Annotated in this window: 20 protein-coding genes; 3 read left to right on the plus strand and 17 right to left on the minus strand. The window is 71.3% G+C overall.

Translation table 11 applies throughout. The features are described from left to right. Nucleotides 1-11: 11 nt before the first annotated feature. From D9C15_RS05520 to rpsB, 16 genes are all read right to left on the minus strand, one after another. Nucleotides 12-806 (minus strand): TrmH family RNA methyltransferase, encoded by a 795-nt coding sequence (locus D9C15_RS05520; RefSeq protein WP_127996450.1) that lies wholly within the window; start codon nucleotides 804-806, stop codon nucleotides 12-14. Continuing rightward, the gene (gene rnhB / locus D9C15_RS05525) at nucleotides 803-1429 is read right to left on the minus strand and encodes a ribonuclease HII (RefSeq protein WP_127996451.1); all 627 of its coding nucleotides are present in this window, start codon (nucleotides 1427-1429) and stop codon (nucleotides 803-805) included. Before rnhB ends, D9C15_RS05520 begins: the two co-directional genes overlap by 4 nt. Then, entirely contained in the window at nucleotides 1401-2537 is a 1137-nt protein-coding gene (lpxB, locus tag D9C15_RS05530) for a lipid-A-disaccharide synthase (protein ID WP_240668299.1), read from the minus strand. The genes rnhB and lpxB overlap by 29 nt, the downstream gene beginning before the upstream one ends. Nucleotides 2538-2547: 10 nt before the next feature. Beyond that, on the minus strand, nucleotides 2548-3336 hold the full coding sequence (gene lpxA / locus D9C15_RS05535; RefSeq protein ID WP_127996452.1) for an acyl-ACP--UDP-N-acetylglucosamine O-acyltransferase: 789 nt from the start codon (nucleotides 3334-3336) through the stop codon (nucleotides 2548-2550). Nucleotides 3337-3349: 13 nt separating this feature from the next. Next, complete coding sequence (fabZ, locus tag D9C15_RS05540) at nucleotides 3350-3802, minus strand: 3-hydroxyacyl-ACP dehydratase FabZ (RefSeq protein WP_127996453.1); 453 nt, start codon at nucleotides 3800-3802, stop codon at nucleotides 3350-3352. Further along, nucleotides 3799-4791, minus strand: a complete 993-nt coding sequence (locus D9C15_RS05545; RefSeq protein WP_375138752.1) for a UDP-3-O-(3-hydroxymyristoyl)glucosamine N-acyltransferase — start codon at nucleotides 4789-4791, stop codon at nucleotides 3799-3801. Before D9C15_RS05545 ends, fabZ begins: the two co-directional genes overlap by 4 nt. 12 nt (nucleotides 4792-4803) lie before the next feature. Then, nucleotides 4804-5319, minus strand: a complete 516-nt coding sequence (locus D9C15_RS05550; RefSeq protein WP_127996455.1) for an OmpH/Skp family outer membrane protein — start codon at nucleotides 5317-5319, stop codon at nucleotides 4804-4806. Continuing rightward, nucleotides 5319-7622, minus strand: coding sequence for an outer membrane protein assembly factor BamA (gene bamA / locus D9C15_RS05555; RefSeq protein ID WP_127996456.1), 2304 nt, complete (start codon nucleotides 7620-7622; stop codon nucleotides 5319-5321). The genes D9C15_RS05550 and bamA overlap by 1 nt, the downstream gene beginning before the upstream one ends. Nucleotides 7623-7638: 16 nt before the next feature. Beyond that, nucleotides 7639-9006, minus strand: coding sequence for an RIP metalloprotease RseP (gene rseP, locus D9C15_RS05560; RefSeq protein ID WP_127996457.1), 1368 nt, complete (start codon nucleotides 9004-9006; stop codon nucleotides 7639-7641). Beyond that, entirely contained in the window at nucleotides 9003-10199 is a 1197-nt protein-coding gene (dxr, locus tag D9C15_RS05565) for a 1-deoxy-D-xylulose-5-phosphate reductoisomerase (protein ID WP_127996458.1), read from the minus strand. Before dxr ends, rseP begins: the two co-directional genes overlap by 4 nt. A 10-nt stretch (nucleotides 10200-10209) precedes the next feature. Continuing rightward, nucleotides 10210-11043, minus strand: coding sequence for a phosphatidate cytidylyltransferase (locus tag D9C15_RS05570; RefSeq protein WP_127996459.1), 834 nt, complete (start codon nucleotides 11041-11043; stop codon nucleotides 10210-10212). Between the two features lie 12 nt (nucleotides 11044-11055). Next, entirely contained in the window at nucleotides 11056-11784 is a 729-nt protein-coding gene (uppS, locus tag D9C15_RS05575; RefSeq protein WP_127996460.1) for a polyprenyl diphosphate synthase, read from the minus strand. 36 nt (nucleotides 11785-11820) lie between these two features. Continuing rightward, nucleotides 11821-12381: a ribosome recycling factor gene (frr, locus tag D9C15_RS05580; protein WP_127996461.1), complete on the minus strand. Its 561-nt coding sequence runs from the start codon at nucleotides 12379-12381 to the stop codon at nucleotides 11821-11823. Between the two features lie 24 nt (nucleotides 12382-12405). Further along, entirely contained in the window at nucleotides 12406-13116 is a 711-nt protein-coding gene (pyrH, locus tag D9C15_RS05585; protein ID WP_127996462.1) for a UMP kinase, read from the minus strand. A gap of 84 nt (nucleotides 13117-13200) precedes the next feature. Continuing rightward, nucleotides 13201-14097 carry a translation elongation factor Ts gene (gene tsf / locus D9C15_RS05590; protein ID WP_127996463.1) on the minus strand — a complete coding sequence of 299 codons (897 nt, stop codon included), beginning with the start codon at nucleotides 14095-14097 and terminating at the stop codon, nucleotides 13201-13203. Nucleotides 14098-14230: 133 nt separating this feature from the next. Further along, entirely contained in the window at nucleotides 14231-14977 is a 747-nt protein-coding gene (gene rpsB / locus D9C15_RS05595) for a 30S ribosomal protein S2 (protein ID WP_127996464.1), read from the minus strand. Between the two features lie 160 nt (nucleotides 14978-15137). Here rpsB and D9C15_RS05600 point away from each other — a divergent pair, with 160 nt between their 5' ends. The 3 genes from D9C15_RS05600 to D9C15_RS05610 are packed head-to-tail and all read left to right on the plus strand — an operon-like array spanning nucleotide 15138 to nucleotide 19347. Continuing rightward, a complete protein-coding gene (locus D9C15_RS05600; RefSeq protein ID WP_127996465.1) occupies nucleotides 15138-16496 on the plus strand; it encodes an amidase in 1359 nt (452 codons plus the stop codon). 2 nt (nucleotides 16497-16498) lie between these two features. Continuing rightward, the gene (locus D9C15_RS05605; protein WP_127996466.1) at nucleotides 16499-17830 is read left to right on the plus strand and encodes a D-amino acid dehydrogenase; all 1332 of its coding nucleotides are present in this window, start codon (nucleotides 16499-16501) and stop codon (nucleotides 17828-17830) included. A 17-nt stretch (nucleotides 17831-17847) separates the two neighbouring features. Further along, the gene (locus tag D9C15_RS05610; RefSeq protein WP_127996467.1) at nucleotides 17848-19347 is read left to right on the plus strand and encodes an NAD(P)H-hydrate dehydratase; all 1500 of its coding nucleotides are present in this window, start codon (nucleotides 17848-17850) and stop codon (nucleotides 19345-19347) included. On the opposite strand, the gene rnr is transcribed toward D9C15_RS05610, so the two are convergent. After that, the gene (rnr, locus tag D9C15_RS05615) at nucleotides 19344-21557 is read right to left on the minus strand and encodes a ribonuclease R (RefSeq protein ID WP_240668314.1); all 2214 of its coding nucleotides are present in this window, start codon (nucleotides 21555-21557) and stop codon (nucleotides 19344-19346) included. The genes D9C15_RS05610 and rnr overlap by 4 nt on opposite strands. Nucleotides 21558-21567 lie beyond the last annotated feature (10 nt).

Here is a 21567-nt window from a genome sequence, read left to right on the forward strand (position 1 = left end):
ATAGCGCGGCCTCATCCGGTCGACGGACGCCCGCGGCGCTGCCGGCTCGACTCGTACAGGCACACCGCCGCCGCGGCGGCGACGTTCAGCGACTCCTCCCCCCCGGGTTGCGGGATTCCCAGTTCGAGCGCGCAATGTCCACGAACCTCGTCCGACACGCCCTGCCCCTCGTGGCCGAAGACCCAGGCGCAAGGCCAGGGCAGGCGTGTCGCGTCGATCGCCGTCGCGCCGTGCGAGCTGGTCGCCATCAGCGGCAACTGCAGCGCCCCGAGTGCGCCGGGCTCCAGGCCCTCGACCAGGCGCAGCCCGAAGTGCGCGCCCATGCCGGCGCGCAGCACCTTGGACGACCAGAGCGCCGCGGTGCCCTTGAGCGCCAGCACCTGGGCGAAGCCGAAGGCCGCCGCGCTGCGCAGGATGGCGCCCACGTTGCCGGCGTCCTGCAGCCGGTCGAGCACCACGCTGGGCGCCTGCGGATCGGGTGCCGGGCTGCCCGGCCAGTCGACGACGAAGCCCAGCGGCGCCGGCGATTCGAGCGTGCTCAGCCCCGCCATCAGCGCCGGCGGCAGCAGCGCCACGGCAGAGGCGCACTCGGCCAGCGTGCGCAGCCCCGGGCGCTGCCAGCCGGCTTCGGTGAGGATCGCCTGCGCCGGCACGCCGCCCTTGGCGACGAAGGCCTCGCACAGGTGCTCGCCCTCGATCCACAGCACACCCGCCTTGCGGTAGCCGCCCGGGTCGGCAACGAGCTTGCGCAGGCGCACCAGCAGCGGGTTGTCGCGCGAACTGATCGCCTTCGGCGCCACGCTCATGAACGCGATTCCAGCACCTCGCGCACCGGCGCGAACGAGCGCCGGTGCTGCGGGCAGGCGCCGTGCGTGCGCAGTGCCGCCAGGTGCTCGGGCGTCGGATAACCCTTGTGGCCGTCGAAGCCGTACTGCGGGTGCTGCTCGTGCAGCGCCGCGCACAGGCGGTCGCGGTGCACCTTGGCGAGGATGGAGGCGGCCGAGATCGCCGGCACCTTGGCGTCGCCCTTGACGATCGCCTCGGCCGGCACCTTCAGCACCGGGATGCGGTTGCCGTCCACCAGCACCTTGCCCGGCTTCAGGCGCAGGCCCTCGACCGCCCGGCGCATCGCCAGCAGCGTGGCCTGCAGGATGTTGAGCCGGTCGATCTCGTCCACGCTCGCCTCGGCGATGCTGCAGCACAGCGCCCGGGCGCGGATCTCGTCGAACAGCGTCTCGCGGCGCAAGGCGGTGAGCTGCTTGGAATCGGCCAGGCCCTTGATCGGGTTCAGCTCGTCGAGGATCACCGCGGCGGCGACCACCGGCCCGGCCAGCGGCCCGCGGCCGGCCTCGTCCACGCCGGCCAGCAGGCCCGGCGCGTCGAAGCGCAGGCCGAGCTGCTCAACGCGCGAGGAGCTTCTCGATGGCATCGGTGGCGGTGCGCGCGGTGTCGCAGCGCAGTTCCCGGTGCAGCGCCTCGAAGCGCGAGTGCAGCGCCGCGCAGCGCGGTGCGTCGTCCAGCCAGGCGAGCGCGGCATGCGCCAGGCGCTCGGGCGTGGCGTCGCCCTGGATCAGCTCGGGCACCGCGAAGTCGCGCAGCAGGATGTTGGGCAGGCCGACCCAGGGCTGGTACTTCATGCGCTTCATCATCTGCCACGACAGCGCGTGCATCGCGTAGCAGATCACCATCGGGCGCTTGAACAGCGCGGCCTCGAGCGTGGCGGTGCCGCTGGCCACGAGCGTCACGTCGCAGGCGGCCAGCAGTTCGTGCGAGCGGCCGTCCAGCAGCTCGACGGCCACCTGCTCGGCGTGCAGCTTGCGCAGCGGCTCGACCAGGTGGCGCAGCCCCGGCACCACCGGCAGCAGGTAGCGCAGCCCGGGCCGCAGCGCCTGCATTTGTGCGGCGGCGTCGAACAGGCGCGGCGCGATGTACTGGATCTCCGAGCGCCGGCTGCCCGGCAGCAAGGCCACCACGGTGTCGCCCTCGGCCAGCCCGAGCGCCGCCCGCGCCGCGGCGCGCGGCACCTCGAGCGGGATGGTGTCGGCCAGCGGGTGCCCCACGTAGGTGGCCGGGATGCCCTGCTTGGCGTAGATCGGCGGCTCGAACGGGAAGATGCACAGCACCTCGTCGGCCGCCTTGCGGATCTTCTCGATGCGCTTGCCGCGCCAGGCCCAGATCGACGGACTGACGAAGTGCACCGTCTTCACGCCGGTGGCCTTCAGGCGCGTCTCGAGCTCGAGGTTGAAGTCGGGCGCGTCCACGCCGATGAAGACGTCGGGCCGCTCCTTCAGCAGGCGCTCGCCGAGCTGGTTGCGGATGCCCAGCAGCTCGCGGTAGTGGCTCAGCACCTCGACATAGCCGCGCACCGCCAGCTTGTCGTGCGGCCACCAGGCCTCGAAGCCGTGCCGGGCCATCGCCGGCCCGCCGATGCCGAAGGCCTGCAGCTCGGGCCAGCGCTGGCGCAGGCCGCCCAGCAGCAGCCCGGCGAGCAGGTCGCCGGAGGCCTCGCCGGCCACCATGCCGAAACGCGGCGCCATGCTCCGCGACCTAGCGGACGATGCCGCGGCTGGCGTCGCCCAGGAAGCCGAGCATCAGGTCGACGTCGGCATCCGTCTCGGGCGACTGGCCCTTCATCGCGGCGATCTCGGCGATGCCGGCGGCCAGCGTCAGGCCCTTGCGGTAGAGCGACTTGTGCATCGCCTTGACCTGGGCGATGCGCTCGGCGGTGTAGCCGCGCCGCTTCAGGCCCTCGGCGTTGATGCCCTGCGCCTCGGCCGGGTTGCCGGCGGCGGTGACGAAGGGCGGCAGGTCCTGCGACAGGCGCGTCTGGAAGCCGGTCATCGCGTGCGCGCCGACGCGCACGAACTGGTGCACGCCCGACAGCCCGCCGAGGAACACCCAGTCGGCCAGGTGCACGTGGCCGCCGAGCTGCGTGGCGTTGGCGATGATGATGTGGCTGCCGAGCTGGCAATCGTGCGCGATGTGCACGTAGGCCATGATCCAGTTGTCGTCGCCGATGCGGGTGACACCGCCGTCCTGCACGGTGCCGGTGTTCAGCGTGCAGTACTCGCGGATCGTGTTGCCGTCGCCGATGATCAGCTCGGTGGGCTCGCCGCGGTACTTCTTGTCCTGCGGCATGCCGCCGATGGCGGCGAACGGGAAGATGCGGTTGTCGCGTCCGATCGTCGTGCGGCCGTCGATCACGGCGTGCGCGCCGATGCTCGTGCCCTCGCCGATGCGCACGCCGGCGTTCACGACGGCGTAGGGGCCGATGGTGACGTTCTCGCCGAGCTCGGCGGCCGGGTCGACGACCGCGCTGGGGTGGATGCTGGCCATCGTGCGCTGGACCTCAGCCGACGTTGCGCATCGCGCAGGTGATGTCCGCCTCGACGGCCACCTCCTCGTCGACCAGCGCACGCACCTGGAACTTGAAGATGCCGGCCTTGTTGCGGCCGAGCGTGGCCTCGAGGATGAGCTGGTCGCCCGGCTCGACCGGGCGCTTGAAGCGCGCGTTGTCGACGCCGGCGAAGTAGTAGACGGTGTTCTTGTCGGGTTCCTGGCCGAGCGTCTCGAACGCGAGGATGGCGGCGGCCTGCGCCAGCGCCTCGAGCATCATCACGCCGGGCATCACCGGCCGGTGCGGGAAGTGGCCAGTGAAGAAGGGTTCGTTGACGCTGACGTTCTTCAGCGCGCGGATGCGCTGGCCCTTCTCGAGCAGCAGCACGCGGTCGACCATCAGGAAGGGGTAGCGGTGCGGCAGCTTGTGGAAGATCTGGTGGATGTCCAGCCCGGTGGTGCTCATGGTTGTTGTCTCACGTTCTTCTCGAGCGCGCGGATGCGCTCGCGCAGCGAATGGAGCTGCCGCAGCGTGGCGGCATTCTTCTCCCAGGCCGCATTGTCGTCGATGGGAAACACGCCGCTGTAGGTGCCGGGCTGGCGGATCGAGCGCATCACCACCGAGGCCGCCGAGATGTGAACGTGGTCGGCCAGCGTCAGGTGGCCGAGGATGACCGCCGCGCCGCCGATCGTGCAGTAGGCGCCGATCACCGCGCTGCCGGCCGCGCCCGAGCTGCCGGCGAACGCCGTGTGACGGCCGACGCGCACGTTGTGGGCGATCTGCACCATGTTGTCGAGCTTGACGCCGTCCTCGATCACCGTGTCCTCGAGCGCGCCGCGGTCGACACAGGCGTTGGCGCCGATCTCGACGTCGTCGCCGATGCGCACGCCGCCGAGCTGCTCGATCTTCTCGTAGCGCAGCCCGTCGCCCTCGCGCACCGGCGCGAAGCCGAAGCCGTCGGCGCCGATCACCGCGCCGCTGTGCACGATGCCGCGCGCGCCGATCGAGCAGCCGTCCATCAGCGTCACGCGCGGTGCGAGCCGCGTGCCGGCGCCGACCCGCGCGCCCGCGCCGACGAAGCAGAACGGGCCGATCGAGGCGTCCGGCGCGATCACCGCGCTCGGGTCGACCCAGGCCATCGGGTGCACGCCCGCCGCCACCGGCGGACGCGCGCGTGCCGCCCACCACTGCGTGAGCCGGGCGAAGTAGTGGTAGGGGTCGGGCGTGACGATCGCCGCGCCGCGCGCGACGGCGGCGTCGCGCATCGCCGGACCGACGATCACGCAGCCGGCCTGCGTGGCCTGCAGCTGCGGCGCGTAGCGCGGATTGGCGAGGAAGGAGAGCGTGTGGGCGTCGGCGCCTTCGAGCGGGCCGATGCGGTGGATGCGCAGCGCGCCGTCGCCGACCAGTTCGCCGCCGAGCTGCCCGGCGATGTCACGCAGAGCGACGTCCAGCGGCGGCATGCATCACTTCGCCGCGGGGGTCTGCCCGTTCAGCGCCTTGATGACCTTGTCGGTGATGTCGACCCGGGGGCCGGCGAACACGGCCTCCTGGATGATCAGGTCGTACTTCTCGGTGTCGAAGATCTGCTTCATCACCTTGTTGGCGCGCTCGACGACGGAGGCCAGCTCCTCGTTCTTGCGCTGCGTCAGGTCTTCCTGGAACTCGCGGCGCTTGCGCTGGAACTCGCGGTCCTGCTCGACCAGGTCGCGCTGGCGGCGCGTGCGCTCGGCCTCGGAGAGTGTCGGCGCGTCCTTGTCGAGCTTCTCGCCGGCGGCCTTGAGCCGGTTGGCGAGTTCGGCGATCTCCTTCTCGCGCTTGCCGAACTCGGCCTCGAGCTTGGCCTGGGCCGCCTTGGCCGGCGCCGCATCGCGCAGCACCCGGTCGGCGTTCACGTAACCGATCTTCAGTTCCTGGGCCTGCGCACCCAGTGCGGCGGCAAACAGCACGGCGGCCATCGCCGACTTCAGGGAGGTATTCATCAAAACGCGGTCCCGATCTGGAATTGAAGTCGCTGGATTCTATCGTTCGGCTCCTTGCGGATCGGCGTGCCGTAGCTGAGCTTCAGCGGGCCCACCGGCGAGATCCAGCTCAGGCCGATGCCGGCCGAGGCGCGCAGCGAATCCAGCGTCAAACGCTCCTGCTCGCCCCAGACGTTGCCGGCGTCCACGTAGCCGAAGATGCGCAACGTGCGGTCGTTGCCGGCCCCTGGTACGGGAACGTACAACTCGCTGTTCAGGTTGAGTCGCCGGTTGCCGCCGATGTAAGCACCGGTGACGTCGGCCGGGCCGAGCGAGCCCTGGTCGAACGCACGCACCGTGCCCAGGCCGCCGCCGTAGAAGTTCTTGAACACCGGGTACGGCCGGCCGCCCAGGCCTCGGCCGTAGCCGAGCTCGCCGTTGATCGCGAAGGTGAACTGGCGCGCGAACGGCCAGTAGTGCTGGTACTGCAGGTTGGTGCGCACGTAGCGCGTGTCGCCGGCAAAGCCCCAGTCGACGTTGACGCGCTTGTAGCTGCCGTCGTTGGGCACCAGCGCCGAGTCGCGCTGGTCGCGTGTCCAGCCGACGGTGAGCGGGAAGGTGTGGCTGACGTCGCCGAAGTTCTTCCTGTACAGGTACAGGTTGTTCGGCATCGCGTTGCCGCCCTTGATCTCGGTGCGCTCGGCGCCGATGCCGAAGAACACCGTGTCGTACTCGGAGAACGGCACGCCAAAGCGGATCGCGGCACCCGGCGTCACCAGCTGGTACTGCTCGCCCTGGCTGTTGATCGGCTTGGTGGTGCGGTAGTAGAGGTCGATCGCGCGCGAGATGCCGTCGATCGTGAAGTACGGGTCCACCGTGCTGAGCACCAGGGTGCGGCTGCTCTTGCTGGTGTTGACCTCCAGGCCGAGGTAGTTGCCCGAGCCGAACACGTTCTCCTGCTTGATCGAGGCGGTCAGCGAGAGCTTGTCGGCCGACGAGAAGCCCGCACCGAGCAGCAGGTTGCCGGTGGGCTTCTCCTTGATCGAGACGGTCAGGTCGACCTGGTCGGGCGTGCCCGGCACCTCGGTGGTGTCGACGCTCACCTCGCTGAAGTAGCCGAGCCGGTCGACCCGGTCACGCGAGAGCTTGATCTTGCTGCCGTCGTACCAGGACGATTCGAACTGGCGGAACTCGCGTCGCACCACCTCGTCACGCGTGCGCGTGTTGCCGGCCACGCCGATGCGGCGCACGTAGACGCGCCGCGCCGGGTCGGCGAACAGGGTCAGCGCCACGCGCCCGGTGGCGCGGTCGATGTCGGGCCGGGCGTCGATGCGCGCGAACGCGTAGCCGAAGGTGCCGAAGCGGTCGGAGAAGGCCTTGGTCGTCTCGGTGACCTGCTCGGCGCGGTAGGGTTCGCCGGGCTTGATCTTGACCAGGGTCTTGAAGTCCTCCTCCTTGCCGAGGTAATCGCCCTCGAGCCGCACCGCCGTCACCGTGTAGGGCTGGCCCTCGGTGATGTTGATGGTGACGGTGATGTCCTGCTTGTCCGGCGAGATCGCGACCTGGGTCGAATCGACATTGAACTCGAGGTAGCCGCGGTTCAGGTAGTAGGCGCGCAGCGTCTCCAGGTCGGCATTGAGCTTGGTGCGCGAGTAGCGGTCGGCCTTGGTGTACCAGTTCAGCCAGCCACCGTCGTTCAGGTCGAACAGGCCCTTGAGCGTGCCCTCGGAGAAGGCCTTGTTGCCGACGATGCGGATCTCGCTGATCTTGGCCGCCGCGCCCTCGGTGATCGTGAAGGTCACGTTGACGCGGTTGCGCTCCAGCGGCGTGACGGTGGTCACCACCTCGGCGCCGTACAGGCTGCGCGTCAGGTACTGGCGCTTGAGTTCCTGCTCGGCGCGGTCGGCCAGCGCCTTGTCGAAGGGCAGTCCCTCGCCGATGCCGAAATCCTTCAGCGACTTGACCAGCGTGTCCTTGTCGAACTCCTTCAGCCCGGCGAAGTCGATCGCCGCGATGACCGGGCGCTCCTCGACGATCACGATGACGACACCGTCGTCGATCTCGATGCGCACGTCCTTGAACAGGCCGGTGGCGAACAGCGCGCGCAGCGCGGCGGAGCCCTTCTCGTCGTTGTAGAGGTCGCCGATGCGGAAGGGCAGCGACGCGAACACGGTGCCCGCGTCGGTGCGCTGCAGGCCCTCGACGCGGATGTCCTTCAGCGTGAACGGCTCGACGGCCCACGCGGACCCGGCCTGCAGCGCGGCCGCGAGCGCGAGGGAGAGGAGCGTGGGTCGGAAGTCGGTCGCGCGGGACGAAGGCGGCATGCGGTGAATCGGGGGATCAGTGCAGGCCCAGCAGGCGGGCCACGTCGTTGTAGAGCGCCAGGGACATCATCATCAACATGATGGCCACCCCGCCACGCTGCAGCCGCTCGAGCCACAAGTCGGACACCGGCCGCCCCGTCACACCCTCGAAGAGATAATACATGAGGTGCCCACCGTCGAGCATCGGCAGCGGCAGCAGGTTCAGCACCCCGAGGCTCACGCTGACCACGGCCAGGAAGCCGAGGTAGTAGGCCAGACCGAGCTGCACAGACTGCCCGGCGTAGTCGGCGATCGTCAGCGGGCCGCTGAGGTTCTTCAGCGAGGCTTCGCCGATGATCATCTTGCCCAGCATCGTCAGCGTCAGCGTCGACATCTCCCAGGTGCGTGTCACGGCCCGTGACACACCGTCGAGCAGACCGTAGCGCACCTTGACCATCTGCGGCGGCTGGCCCGGGTAGAGCTCGGCACGGCCGACCGTCTGCGCGCCCTCGGCGACCACCGCCGGCACCAGCGTCACGCTCACCGTCTGCCCGCCGCGCTCGACGCGCCAGCTCATCTCGTCGGCCTTGCCGTCGGCACCGGCGGCACGGATCAGGTCGCGGATGCGCGTCGCGTCGGAGATCGGCTCGCCGTCGATGGACAGCACGCGGTCACCCGCGCGCAGCCCGGCCCGCGCCGCCGGGCCGCCCGGCTTGACCTCGCCGAGCACCGGCTCGCTGAAGGCCGCGCCCAGGCCGATGCGGCGCATCAGCGCGGCATCCACCTCGCGTGCGCCGAGCGTGTCGAGCTCGAGCATGATGCGACGCTGCCCGTGACCCTGCGCGTCGGTCAGCAGCAGGTGCAGCGGCCGGCCGTCGAGCACCGACTGCGTGACCTGCCAGCGCAGGTCGTGCAGCGACGCCAGGTCGCTCCAGTGCTGGCCGTCGGCCGACCAGGCGACGGCCAGGTCGCCGCTCCTCTGCCCGGCTCGCTCGGCCAGGCTGCCGGCGGCCGGCGGGCCCATCAGGGCCTTCGGCTCGTCGACGCCGATCCAGTTGGCCGCCGCATAGAGCAGCACCGCCAGCAGCAGGTTGGCCAGCGGGCCCGCGGCGACGATCGCGGTGCGCTGCCACAGCGGCTTGCGGTTGAAGGCGCGGCCCAGTTCGTGGCGGTCGACCGGCGCCTCGCGCTCGTCGAGCATGCGCACGTAGCCGCCCAGCGGCAGCATCGAGATCACGAACTCGGTGCTGTCGGGCGTGGCCTGGCGGCGCCACAGCACGCGGCCGAAGCCGACCGAGAAGCGCAACACCTTCACGCCGCAGGCCACCGCCACGCGGTAGTGGCCGTACTCGTGGATGACGATCAGCACCCCGAGGGTGAGGATGAACGCGGCGACGGTGATCATCGGCGGAGCTCCTTGACGAACTGCTGCGCGTCCGCGCGGGTGCGTGCGTCGAGCTCGAGCAGGCCCTCGAGCGAGGCGACCGACCCGGGCTCGGGCTCCACCGCCTCCATCGTGCGCGCGTTCACCGTGTGAATCTGGTCGAAGCGGATGGTTCCGGCCAGGAAGGCGGACACCGCCACCTCGTTGGCCGCGTTCAGCACCGCGGTGCTGCCCGGGCGCGAGCGCAGCGCGGCCCAGGCCAGCGGCAGGCCGGGGTAGCGCGCCTCGTCCGGCGCCTCGAAGCCGAGTCCGGCCAGCGCGGTGAAGTCGAGCGCCGCGGCGCCGGACTCGATGCGCTCGGGGAACGAGAGCCCGTAGGCGATCGGCACCCGCATGTCCGGCGTGCCGAGCTGCGCCAGCACCGAGTTGTCGCGGCACACCACCATCGAGTGGATGATCTGCTGCGGGTGGATCAGCACGCGCACCTGCTCGGGCTGCAGGTCGAACAGCCACTTGGCCTCGATCACCTCGAGCGCCTTGTTCATCATCGTGGCCGAGTCGACCGAGATCTTGCGGCCCATCACGAAGTTCGGGTGGGCCACGGCCATCTCCGGCGTCACCGCGGCGAGCGTGGCCGGGTCGCGGGTGCGGAACGGACCGCCGGAGGAGGTGAGCAGGATGTGGTCGATGCGCTGCGGCCAGGCGCTGCGGTCCTCGGGCAGGCACTGGAAGATCGCCGAGTGCTCGCTGTCGATCGGCAGCAGCGCGGCGCCGCCCTCGCGCACCGCGTCCATGAAGAGCGCGCCGCCGACGACGATGGCCTCCTTGTTGGCCAGCAGCAGCCGCTTGCCGGCACGCGCCGCGGCGAGGCAGGACTCGAGGCCCGCCGCGCCGACGATCGCGGCCATCACCGCATCCACCTCCGGGTGCGCCGCCAGCTCGGCCAGCGCCGCCGGCCCCGACAGCACCTCGGTGCGCACGCCTTCGGCGCCGAGCCGCTCGCGCAGGGCACGCGCGCGCGGCGCATCGGGCAGCGCGGCGTAACGCGGCTTCCAGCGCAGGCATTGCGCGGCGAGGTCGTCGACGCGGCTCGCGCCGGTCAGCGCGAACACCTCGAAGCGGCCCGGGTGGCGCGTGATCACGTCCAGCGTGTTCGTGCCGATCGAGCCGGTCGAACCGAGGATGCAGACCTGCAGGGGGCGGCGGGTGAGCATCAGCGACACCTCACAAGGACACCAGCGCGAGCGCGATCGGGAATACCGGCAGCAGCGCGTCGACGCGGTCGAGCACGCCGCCGTGGCCGGGCAGCAGCTGGCTGCTGTCCTTGGCGCCGACGCTGCGCTTGACCAGCGACTCGAACAGGTCCCCGACCACGCTCATCGCCGCCAGGAACACGAGGGCCAGCAGCGTCGGCAGCAGCCCCAGGCGCTCGAACAGGCGCGTGTACAGGCTGGCCGAATCGAAGGCGCCGCGGCCGTCCAGCCCGTGCCACACATGCGCCAGCACCAGCACGCCGAGCATGCCGCTCCAGACGCCCTCCCAGCTCTTGCCCGGGCTGATGGCCGGGGCGAGCTTGCGCCGGCCGAAGGCCCGCCCGCCGAAATAGGCCGCGACGTCGGCCATCCAGACCAGGCAGAACACCGACAGGATGAAGTTGATGCCGAGCACCCGCGCATGCGCCAGCGCCAGCCAGGCGGTCCACAGCAGCAGCACGCCGAGCCCCCAGCGCAGCGGCGCCGCGAGCGCGGGCCACCCGGCCGGGCCGGCGCGCAGCATCCAGGCACCGCCCAGCACCCACACCAGCATGGCCAGCCTCCACACGATGGCCGGCGGCTGGCGCTCCCAACCGGCCCACAGGGCCGCGGCACCGGCCAGCGCGAGCAGCACGCCGAGGGCGATCGCGCCCGCGCCGGCACCGTTCAGCCGGCCCCATTCCCAGCCCGCCGCGCCGATCAGGAGCAGCGTCAGCACCGCGAACGGCCAGGCCACCGACGCGAACAGCGCCGGCAGCAGGAAGGCCAGCAGCACGAGGGCCGTGATCACGCGCTGCTTGAGCATCGGGGAAGCGGCTCAGGTTCCGGTGGCCGGCAGCGGCGTGTGCTTGACGAGTCCGAAGCGCCTGTCGCGGCCGGCGAAATCGGCGATCGCGGCGTCGAGCTCGGCCTCGCCGAAGTCCGGCCACAGGCACTCGGTGAACACGAGCTCCGAGTAGGCCGCCTGCCAGAGCAGGAAGTTGCTGATGCGCAGCTCGCCGCCGGTGCGGATCAGCAGGTCGGGGTCGGGGGCCTGGCCGAGCGCCATGTAGCGGTTCAGCGTGGCTTCGTCGAGCTTGTCCGGGTCGATGCCGTCGCGCATCGCCTGGCGGCAGGCCTGCACCACGTCCCAGCGGCCGCCGTAGGCGAACGCCACCCACAGCGTGATGCGCGTGTTGCTCGCGGTGGAGGCCTCGGCGCGGTCGCAGGCCTCGCGCAGCTTGTCGGTGAGCTGCTCGCGGTCGCCGATCATGCGGATGCGCACGCCGTGCGAGGCGAGCTTGGCGAGGTACTTCTCGACCGCCACCAGCACCAGGCCCATCAGGAACGAGACCTCCTCGGCCGGGCGCTTCCAGTTCTCCGAAGAGAAGGCGAACACGGTCAGGTGCTCGATGCCGCGGTCGGCACAGGCGAGCACGGTGCGCACCAGCGCGTCGACCCCGGCCTTGTGGCCGAACACACGCGGCAGGAAGCGCCGCTTGGCCCAGCGGCCATTGCCATCCATCACGATGGCGACGTGGCGCGGAATGGCGGCCGGGGAGGACACGACGGGAGATTCGGTTGGCGCGGGAGTTCGGCGGCCTCAGACCGCCATGATCTCGCCTTCCTTGGAGGTGACCAGCCGGTCGATCTCGGCGATCGTCCCGTCGGTCAGGCGCTGCAGCTGCTCGAGCGAGCGGCGCTCCTCGTCCTCGCCGATCTCCTTGTCCTTGAGCAGCTTCTTCAGGTGCTCGTTGGCGTCGCGCCGCACGTTGCGCGCCGCGATGCGCGCCTCCTCGCCGGCGTGGCGCACGACCTTGGTCAGCTCGCGGCGGCGCTCCTCGGTCAGCGCGGGCATCGGCACACGCAGCAGGTCGCCCTGCGCCGAGGGGTTCAGCCCGAGGTCCGACTCGCGGATCGCCTTCTCGATCTTCGCGCCCATGCCCTTCTCCCAGGGCTGCACGCTGATCGTGCGCGCGTCCAGCAGCGTCACGTTGGCGACCTGGCTGATCGGCACCATCGAGCCGTAGTAGTCGACGTGCACCTGGTCGAGGATGCCCGGGTGGGCGCGACCGGTGCGGATCTTCACCAGCTCGTGCTTGAACGACTCGATCGTCTTGGCCATCTTGGCCTCGGCGGTCTTGCGGATGTCGGCAACAGTCATGTCAGGCTCCGTTCGTCTACACCCTCAGACGTGCACCAGCGTGCCCTCGTCCTCGCCCTGCACCACGCGCTTGAGCGAACCGGGCTTGTTGATCGAGAACACCTTGATCGGCAGCTTCTGGTCGCGGCACAGCGCAAACGCGGTGGCGTCCATCACCTGCAGGTTCTTCACGATCGCCTCGTCGAAGGTGATCTGCGAGTAGCGCGTCGCGCTCGGGTCCTTCTTCGGGTCGGCGGTGTAGACGCCGTCGACCTTGGTCGCCTTGAGCACGATCTGCGCGCCGATCTCCGCGCCGCGCAGCGCGGCCGCGGTGTCGGTGGTGAAGAAGGGGTTGCCGGTGCCGGCGGCGAACACGACGACCTTGCCTTCCTCGAGGTACTGCAGCGCCTTCGGGCGCACGTAGGGCTCGACCACCTGCTCGATGGCGATGGCGCTCATCACGCGCGCCGTCATGCCCTCCTGGCGCATCGTGTCGGCCAGCGCCAGCGCGTTCATCACGGTGGCGAGCATGCCCATGTAGTCGGCGGTCGCCCGGTCCATGCCGACCGAGCCGCCGGCCACGCCGCGGAAGATGTTGCCGCCGCCGATCACCACCGCCACCTCGCATCCGAGCTGCGTGACCTCCTGCACCTCGCGCACCATGCGCACGATGGTGGCGCGGTTGATGCCGTAGGCATCCTCGCCCATCAGGGCTTCGCCGGAAAGTTTCAGCAGGATGCGCTTGTAAGCGGGCATGCGGTGGGGTCCTCGGACGGCGTGGGTCGGGTGGCTCGCAAGTCTAACGGCCGGGGGACGTTCGTCACCCCGGCCAGCGCGGCCTCAGGCGCCCTTGGCCGCGGCCACCTGCGCCGCCACTTCCGCCGCGAAGTCGTCGGCCTTCTTCTCGATGCCCTCGCCGACCACGTACAGGGTGAAACCCTTCACCTCGGTCTTGGCGCCCTTGAGCATCGCGCCGACGGTCTGCTTGCCGTCGGCCGCCTTGACGAACACCTGGTCGAGCAGGCTGACTTCCTTCAGGAACTTCTGCACCGAGCCCTCGACCATCTTGGCGACGATCTCGGCCGGCTTGCCGCTCTCGGCCGCCTTCTCGGTGGCGATCTTGCGCTCCTTGTCGACCAGCTCGGCCGGCACGTCGGCCGAGGACAGCGCGGCCGGCTTCATGGCCGCGACGTGCATCGCCACGTCCTTGGCTGCCACGCCATCGCCGGCGTACTCGACCATCACGCCGATGCGCGTGCCGTGCAGGTAGTGCGCCAGCGCGCCGCCGCCGGCATAGCGCTTGAAGCGGCGGATCGACATGTTCTCGCCGATCTTGCCGATCAGGCCCTTGCGCACGTCTTCCAGCGTCGGGCCGAAGCCGTCCTGGCTGTAGGGCAGCGCCGACAGCGCGGCCACGTCGGCCGGGTTGCTCTTGGCGACCAGTTCGGCCGCGGCCTTGGCGAAGGCCAGGAACGAGTCGTTCTTCGAGACGAAGTCGGTCTCGCAGTTGATCTCGACCAGCGCGCCGGTCGTGCCATCGACCACCGCGGCGACCACGCCCTCGGCGGTGATGCGGGCAGCGGCCTTGCCGGCCTTGTTGCCGAGCTTGACGCGCAGGATCTCCTCGGCGCGGCCCAGGTCGCCGTCGGCCTCGGTCAGCGCCTTCTTGCACTCCATCATCGGGGCGTCGGTCTTGGCGCGCAGTTCGGCGACCATGCTGGCGGTGATAGCGGGCATCTCGTGTTCTCCGTGAGGCTGGCGCCGCGGCACGGCGGCCGCGGCGCGGGATTCATGCAAGGAAAAAGGGGCTGTCACAGCCCCTTTGTCGACTCCGTGTCGCGCGCGGCGAGTCGGAGGGGCGCCGGGGACCTCAGGCCGATTCCTCGACCTCGACGAACTCGTCGCCCTCGCCGCCGGCGGCGGTGACGACGTCGGCCGTCGCGTTGGCCTTGCCCTCGAGCACCGCGTCGGCCACGGCGCGCGCGTACAGCGCGACGGCCTTGGACGAGTCGTCGTTGCCGGGGATCACGTAGTCGATGTCCTCGGGTGAATGGTTCGTGTCGACCACGCCGACCACCGGGATGCCGAGCTTCTTGGCCTCGGAGATGGCGATCTTGTGGTAACCGACGTCGATGACGAACAGCGCGTCGGGCAGCGCGTTCATGTCCTGGATGCCGCCGATGTCCTTCTCGAGCTTGGCCAGCTCGCGCTGGAACAGCAGCGCTTCCTTCTTGGTGCGGTTCTCGTTGCCGGCCTCGACCTGGGCCTGCATGTCCTTGAGCTTCTTCAGCGAGCCCTTGACCGTCTTGAAGTTGGTCAGCATGCCGCCGAGCCAGCGCTGGTCGACGAAGGGCATGCCGCAGCGGTGCGCTTCCTGGTTGATCACGTCGCGCGCCTGGCGCTTGGTGCCGATCATCAGGATGGTGCCGCGCTTGGCCGAGAGCTGGCGGATGAACTTCATCGCCTCGTTGAAGAGCGGCTGCGTCTTCTCGAGGTTGATGATGTGGATCTTGTTGCGATGGCCGTAGATGTAGGGGGCCATCTTGGGGTTCCAGAAGCGCGTCTGGTGGCCAAAATGCACACCGGCTTCCAGCATCTCACGCATGCTGATCGTCATGTCGACTCCGAAGGTTGGTTCTAGAATCCGGCCCGAATCGTGATTCCCGTCACGTCTGTCGACGTGGCTCACGGATCACACGACACCTTGCAGCGGCCGGCTTCGCGATTTCGTCCACCCAGGCTGCGCGGTGACGAGCACCACCGCCCAGGTAAACCGAATGAGTATATCACCGGCCCCGCGTGAAGACCTGTGCGCGGCACGTGCAGCACCCATCAGCGCGGCGCAGCGGCTCGAACTCGGCATCGCCGCGGCAAGCTCCGAGGCCTGCCGCAACGCCTTCGTCGCGACGCGCTTCGACCAGGCCCGCGCCGAGTGCGCTGCCGCCGCGCCCGACTCGCCGCTGCGCGGCCTGGCCGTCAGCATCAAGGACTTGTTCGACATCGCCGACGAGACCACCGCCGCGGCCAGCCGCGCACTGGCCGACGCGCCGCCGGCCGCCGCCGACTGCCCCGCCGTGGCGCGCCTGCGCGCGGCCGGTGCGGCCTTCATCGGGCGCACCAACATGACCGAGTTCGCCTTCTCGGGCGTGGGCATCAACCCGCACCACGGCACGCCGGCGAACGTCGCCACGCGGGCGCTGGACGCGACGCCGCGCATCCCCGGCGGCTCGACCTCCGGCGGAGCAGTCTCGGTGGCCGCTGGCGCCGCCTGGGCGGCGCTCGGCTCGGACACCGGCGGCTCGATCCGCATCCCGGCCGCGCTTCAGGGCCTGGTCGGCTTCAAGAACACCGCGCGGCTCACCCCCGCCGAAGGGGCGATTCCGCTCTCGACCTCGCTGGACACCGTCTGCGCCATCACGCTGTCGGTGCGCGATGCGGTGCTGCTGCACGAGATCCTCGCGCAACGCCGCGTGGCACTGGCCCGCCGGCCGATCGCGGCGCTGCGCTTCGCGCTGCCCACGACGGTGATGCTCGACGCGCTCGAGCCGGCCGTGGCCACCGCGTTCGAGCGCGCCGTTCGGGCGCTGCGCGATGCCGGGGCGCAGATCGTCGAGCGCGCCCTGCCCTCGCTGGCCGACATCCCCGCGCTGAACGCGCGCGGCACGCTCGCCGCGGCCGAGAGCTGGGCCTGGCACCGCGCGTTGCTCGCGCGCCGCGGCGCCGACTACGACCCGCGTGTCGCGCAGCGCATCCGCGCCGGCGAGACGATGAGCGCGGCCGACTACATCGACCTGCTGCACGCCCGGCGCGACTGGATCGCCCGCACCGAGGCCGCCATCGCCGACGTCGACGCGCTGCTGAGCCCGACGGTGCCGATCGTCGCGCCGCCGATCGCCCCGCTGGTGGCCAGCGACGAGGCCTTCTTCGCCACCAACGCCCGGCTGCTGCGCAACCCGTCGGTGGTCAACCTGCTGGACGGCTGCGCCGTCTCGCTGCCCTGCCACGCGCCGGGCGAGTGGCCGGTCGGCCTGATGGTCTGGCATGGCGCGCTGCACGACGACACCGTGCTCGACGCCGCGCTGGCGATCGAGCGCGCGCTGGCGATCGAGCGCGCGCTGGCGCACGTGGTGCATTGAGCATGCACGTCGCCGTCATCGGCGCCGGCATCGTCGGCGTCACCACCGCGTACGAACTGGCCGCCGACGGACACCAGGTGACGGTGTTCGAACGCCGCGGCAGCGTCGCGGCCGAGGCCAGCTTCGCCAATGCCGGCGTGGTCGCACCGGGGTATGTCGCGCCCTGGGCGGCGCCGGGCATGCGCGGCAAGGCACTGCGCTCGCTGTTCTCGCGTCACGGCCCGGTGCGGCTGCATCCGACGCTGGATCCGGCCACGCTGCGCTGGCTGTGGCGCTGGTGGCGCGCCTGCGAACCGGGCACCTGGCAGGCCAACCGCCTGGCGATGCAGGCGCTGGCGCAGTACAGCCGGGCGCGCCTGCACGAGCTCGTCGCCCGCCTCAAGCTGGAGTACGAGCGCCACGACGGCTACCTGGTGCTGCTGCGCACGCCGCAGGACCTGAAGCTGGCGCGCCCCGCGCTGAAGACGCTGGCCGAGGCCGGCGTGCGCTTCCACCTGGTCGACGCGGCGCGCTGCCGCGAGATCGAACCCGACCTGAACCCCGAGACGCCGCTGCAGGCCGGCGTGCACCTGGCCGATGCCGAGGTGGGCAACTGCCGCCAGTTCGCGCACCTGCTGCGCAACGAGGCGCAGCGCGCCGGCGTGAACTTCGTGTTCCACAGCCATGTCGACCGCATCGAGCCCGGCGAGCGCCCGCGCGTCGTGCAGCACAGCGTCGTGGTCGGCGAGAGCACCCGGCTGTCGCAGGCCGACGACCTGTTCGACGCGACGCGCCCGATGTCCGCCGGCGACACCGACGACCACTTCGACGCCGTGGTGGTCTGCGCCGCGCTCGGCGCCGCCCCGCTGCTGCGCCGCGCCGGGCTGCGGCTGCCGCTGCAGCCGGTGTACGGCTACTCGATCACCGCGCCGCTGCGCCAGCACCACGGCCACCCGGACCACGGCCCGCGCGCCGCGCTGATGGACGAGCGCTACAAGGTGGCCATCAGCCGCATCGGCAACCGCATCCGCGTGGCCGGCAGTGCCGAGGTCGGCGGCGCGGCCGAACACATGAACCCGGCGCCGCTGGAGACGCTCTACAAGGTGCTGCACGACTGGTACCCGGGCGCGGCCCACATGAGCCAGGTGCAGCGCTGGAAGGGCGCTCGCCCGATGCTGCCTGACGGCCCGCCGCTGCTGGGCGAGAGCGGCCTGCCCGGCGTCTGGCTGAACCTCGGCCACGGCAGCAGCGGCTGGGCGCTGGCCTGCGGCTCGGCACGTGTGCTGGCCGACCGCCTCGCCGGGCGGCCGGCCGCGGTCGACCTGACGCGGCTCAGCCTCGCGCGCTGGCGCTGACGCGCACAATCGCGCGCATGCAACGCATCGCGACCTGCGGCCCGCAGCGGCCGCTGCACGGCCTCGCCGCGACCCGCACGCTCGAGGCGCAGGCGCTGCACAGCGTGCCGCCGCACACGCTGATGCGCCGTGCCGGCGCGGCGGTGGCGCAGCTCGCGCTGGCGCTCGCGCCGCACGCCCGGGTGATCCGCGTCTGGGCCGGGGCCGGCAACAACGGCGGCGACGGCCTGGAAGCCGCGCTCGAACTGCAACGCCTGGGCAAGCGGACCGAGGTGCTGCTCGCGGGAGCGCCGGCCACCGACGATGCACGCGACGCGCTCGCGCGCGCCCGTGCCGGCGGCGTGGTGATCGACCCGCCGCAGCCGACGCTGCTGGGCGCCGCGGATCTCGTCATCGACGCGCTGCTCGGCCTCGGGGCGAGCCGCGCACCGACGGGCGCGGTGGCCGAGGCCATCCGGGCGCTGAACGGCCTGCCCTGCCGGGTGCTGGCTGTCGACCTGCCCTCGGGCCTGCACCCGGACACCGGCCAGCCGCTGGGTGCCGACTGCGTGCGGGCCGCGCACACGTTGACGCTGCTGACGCTCAAGCCCGGGCTGTTCACCGGCCAGGGCCGCGACCTGGCGGGGCAGGTGTGGCTGGACGAACTCGGAGGCGGATGGTCCGCCATCGAGTCGACCGCAACGCTGATCGGCGGCGCCGACGCCCCGGCGCCGCGCCGCCACGCCCAGCACAAGGGCAGCTTTGGTGACGTGGCGGTGGTCGGCGGTGCGCGGGGCATGGCCGGCGCGGCGCTGCTGGCCGGCCGGGCGGCGCATGCGGCCGGTGCCGGGCGGGTGTTCGTGGAACTGCTCGACCCCGACGCGGCTCCGCTCGATCTGCTGCGGCCGGAGCTGATGCTGCGGCACGACTGGTCTGCCCGCCAGACACCGGCGACGCTGGCCTCGACCACCGTGGTGGCCGGCTGCGGCGGCGGCGATGTGATCCGTGCCGCGCTGCCGGCCCTGCTGAGCCACGCCGCGCGGCTGCTGCTCGATGCCGATGCGCTGAACGCCGTCGCCGCGGACACGGCACTGCAGGACGTGCTGCGCATGCGGGCGCGACGTGGCGCAGCCAGCGTGCTGACGCCGCATCCACTCGAGGCGGCACGCCTGCTCGGCCTTGACGGCGCGGCGCCGGTGCAGGCCGATCGCCTTGCCGCGGCGCAGGCGCTGGCCGATCGACTGCAGGCGGTCGTCGTGCTCAAGGGATCGGGCAGCGTCATTGCCGCGCCCGGTCGTCCGCCGGCCATCAACGCCAGCGGCAACGCCGCGCTCGCGACCGCCGGCACGGGTGACGTGCTGGCCGGCTGGCTCGGCGGCCACTGGGCGCAGCGCGGCGAGGGCGACCCGTTCGAGCGCGCCTGGCGCGCCGCCTGCCAGGCGGTCTGGCAGCACGGCCGCGCCGCCGAGACGACGCCGCGGCCGCTGCTGCGAGCCGCCGAGCTGGTCGAGGCGCTGGCCGGGGCGGGCGGGCGCTAGCGCTTGCCGGACTTGCGCGCCGCGTTCTTCGCGGCCCGCACCGGGTGTGCCGCGCCCTTGCCGCCGCGGCTCGACTTGGCGGCCTTCTTCGCCGCCCGGTCGGCACCCCGCACGGCAGCCAGTTCGCCGCCCTCGGCCTCGCTCTTGTCGAGCCCGCGCTCGCGGCGCGCGCGCAGTCGCGCGGCATCGTCCTCGTTGTCGCGCACCATGCGGAAGTCGATCTTCCGGCCGTCCAGGTCGACCCGCATGACCTGCACACGCACCCGCGCGCCGACGGCGTAGCGGATGCCGCTGCGCTCGCCGCGCAGTTCCTGGCGCGCCTCGTCGAAGCGGTAGTACTCGCCACCCAGCTCGGTGATGTGCACCAGGCCCTCGACGTAGAGCGCATCGAGCGTCACGAACAGGCCGAACCCCGTCACCGCGCTGACCGTGCCGGCGTACTCTTCGCCCAGGTGCTCGCGCATGTAGCGGCACTTGAGCCAGGCCTCGACGTCGCGCGAGGCCTCGTCGGCGCGGCGCTCGTTGGCGCTGCAGTGCGCGCCGGCCGCCTCCCATTGCTCGAGTTCGTCGCTCGCGTGGCGCGGCACCGGCTTGCCGCCCTGGCGGTGCTTCGGCGCCTCCTCGACCGTGCCGCCGAGCAGGTGGTAGCGCCGGCCGGTCAGCAGCGCCTTGATCACGCGGTGCACCAGCAGGTCGGGGTAGCGGCGGATCGGGCTGGTGAAGTGCGTGTAGGCCTCGTAGGCCAGGCCGAAGTGGCCGGCGTTGGTGCCGGTGTAGATGGCCTGCTGCATCGAGCGCAGCAGCATGGTGTGGATCTGCAGCGCGTCGGGCCGGTCCTTGGTGGCCGCCGCGATGGCCTGGTACTCCTTCGGGTGCGGGTCCTCGCTGATCGACAGGCCGAGCCCGAGCGCCTTCAGGTAGTTCTGCAGCAGCGTGCGCTTCTCCGGCGTCGGCCCCTCGTGCACGCGGTACAGCGCCGGGTGCTTGGCGCGCGCGATGAAGTCGGCCGAACAGACGTTGGCCGCGAGCATCGCCTCCTCGATCAGCCGGTGCGCGTCGTTGCGGGTGCGCGGCACGATCTTCTCGATCCGGCCGTTCTCGTCGCAGACGATCTGCGTCTCGGTGGTCTCGAAGTCCATCGCGCCACGCTGCGTGCGCTGCTTCAGCAGCGCGCGGTAGACCTCGTGCAGGTGCAGCAGGTGCGGCACCAGCTCGGCGCGGCGCGCCGCTTCCGGGCCCCGCGTGTTCGCCAGGATGGCCGCCACCTCGGTGTAGGTGAAGCGCGCGTGCGAGCAGATCACCGCCGGGAAGAACTGGTAGGCGTGCACCTCGCCATGGGCGTCGACGATCATGTCGCACACCATCGCAAGGCGGTCCTCGTTCGGGTTCAGCGAGCACAGCCCGTTGCTGAGCTTCTCCGGCAGCATCGGGATCACGCGGCGCGGGAAGTAGACCGAGGTGGCGCGCTCGTAGGCATCCTCGTCGAGCGGCTCGCCGGGCTTGACGTAGTGCGACACGTCGGCGATGGCCACCACCAGGCGCCACGCGTTGGGCGCCTTGACGCGGCCGATCTTCGCCGGCTCGCAGTACACCGCATCGTCGAAGTCGCGCGCGTCCTCGCCGTCGATGGTGACCAGCGGCACGTCGGTCAGGTCGATGCGGTGCCTGCGGTCGGCCGGCCGGATCTTCTCCGGCAGCCCGGCCGCCTGCGCCAGCGTCTCGGGCGAGAAGCGGTGCGGCACCTCGTACTTGCGCACCGCGATCTCGATCTCCATGCCGGGGTCGTCGATCTCGCCGAGCACCTCGGTCACGCGGCCGACGGGCTGCGAGTACATCGACGGCGGTTCGGTCAGCTCGATGGCGACCACCTGGCCCGCGGTCGCGTTGGCGATCGCGTTCTTCGGGACCATGATGTCCTGGCCGTAGCGCTTGTCCTCCGGCGCCACGAGCCAGATGCCGCTCTCGTGCAGCAGGCGCCCGATGATGGGCGACTTGCGGCGCTCGAGGATCTCGAGCACGCGGCCTTCGGGGCGGCCCTTGCGGTCGAAGCGGACGATGCGCACGCGCACGCGGTCGCGGTGCAGCACCGCGCGCATCTCCTGCTGGGAGAGATAGATGTCGGGCTGGCGATCCTCGCGGATCACGAAGCCGTGACCGTCGCGGTGGCCCTGCACGGTGCCCTCGATCTCGGCCATCAGTTCGGCGCCGATCGCGGGGGGG

This window comes from Piscinibacter defluvii (assembly GCF_004011805.1).
In the GTDB taxonomy this organism is placed as follows: domain Bacteria; phylum Pseudomonadota; class Gammaproteobacteria; order Burkholderiales; family Burkholderiaceae_C; genus Piscinibacter; species Piscinibacter defluvii.

Excerpts from the sequence above, each read along its gene's own strand:
- D9C15_RS05520 (WP_127996450.1), bottom strand. The coding sequence starts at position 806 with ATGAGCGTGGCGCCGAAGGCGATCAGTTCGCGCGACAACCCGCTGCTG.
- rnhB (WP_127996451.1), bottom strand. The coding sequence starts at position 1,429 with ATGCCATCGAGAAGCTCCTCGCGCGTTGAGCAGCTCGGCCTGCGCTTC.
- lpxB (WP_240668299.1), bottom strand. The coding sequence starts at position 2,537 with ATGGCGCCGCGTTTCGGCATGGTGGCCGGCGAGGCCTCCGGCGACCTG.
- lpxA (WP_127996452.1), bottom strand. The coding sequence starts at position 3,336 with ATGGCCAGCATCCACCCCAGCGCGGTCGTCGACCCGGCCGCCGAGCTC.
- fabZ (WP_127996453.1), bottom strand. The coding sequence starts at position 3,802 with ATGAGCACCACCGGGCTGGACATCCACCAGATCTTCCACAAGCTGCCG.
- D9C15_RS05550 (WP_127996455.1), bottom strand. The coding sequence starts at position 5,319 with ATGAATACCTCCCTGAAGTCGGCGATGGCCGCCGTGCTGTTTGCCGCC.
- bamA (WP_127996456.1), bottom strand. The coding sequence starts at position 7,622 with ATGCCGCCTTCGTCCCGCGCGACCGACTTCCGACCCACGCTCCTCTCC.
- rseP (WP_127996457.1), bottom strand. The coding sequence starts at position 9,006 with ATGATCACCGTCGCCGCGTTCATCCTCACCCTCGGGGTGCTGATCGTC.
- dxr (WP_127996458.1), bottom strand. The coding sequence starts at position 10,199 with ATGCTCACCCGCCGCCCCCTGCAGGTCTGCATCCTCGGTTCGACCGGC.
- D9C15_RS05570 (WP_127996459.1), bottom strand. The coding sequence starts at position 11,043 with ATGCTCAAGCAGCGCGTGATCACGGCCCTCGTGCTGCTGGCCTTCCTG.
- frr (WP_127996461.1), bottom strand. The coding sequence starts at position 12,381 with ATGACTGTTGCCGACATCCGCAAGACCGCCGAGGCCAAGATGGCCAAG.
- pyrH (WP_127996462.1), bottom strand. The coding sequence starts at position 13,116 with ATGCCCGCTTACAAGCGCATCCTGCTGAAACTTTCCGGCGAAGCCCTG.
- tsf (WP_127996463.1), bottom strand. The coding sequence starts at position 14,097 with ATGCCCGCTATCACCGCCAGCATGGTCGCCGAACTGCGCGCCAAGACC.
- rpsB (WP_127996464.1), bottom strand. The coding sequence starts at position 14,977 with ATGACGATCAGCATGCGTGAGATGCTGGAAGCCGGTGTGCATTTTGGC.
- D9C15_RS05600 (WP_127996465.1), top strand. The coding sequence starts at position 15,138 with ATGAGTATATCACCGGCCCCGCGTGAAGACCTGTGCGCGGCACGTGCA.
- D9C15_RS05605 (WP_127996466.1), top strand. The coding sequence starts at position 16,499 with ATGCACGTCGCCGTCATCGGCGCCGGCATCGTCGGCGTCACCACCGCG.
- D9C15_RS05610 (WP_127996467.1), top strand. The coding sequence starts at position 17,848 with ATGCAACGCATCGCGACCTGCGGCCCGCAGCGGCCGCTGCACGGCCTC.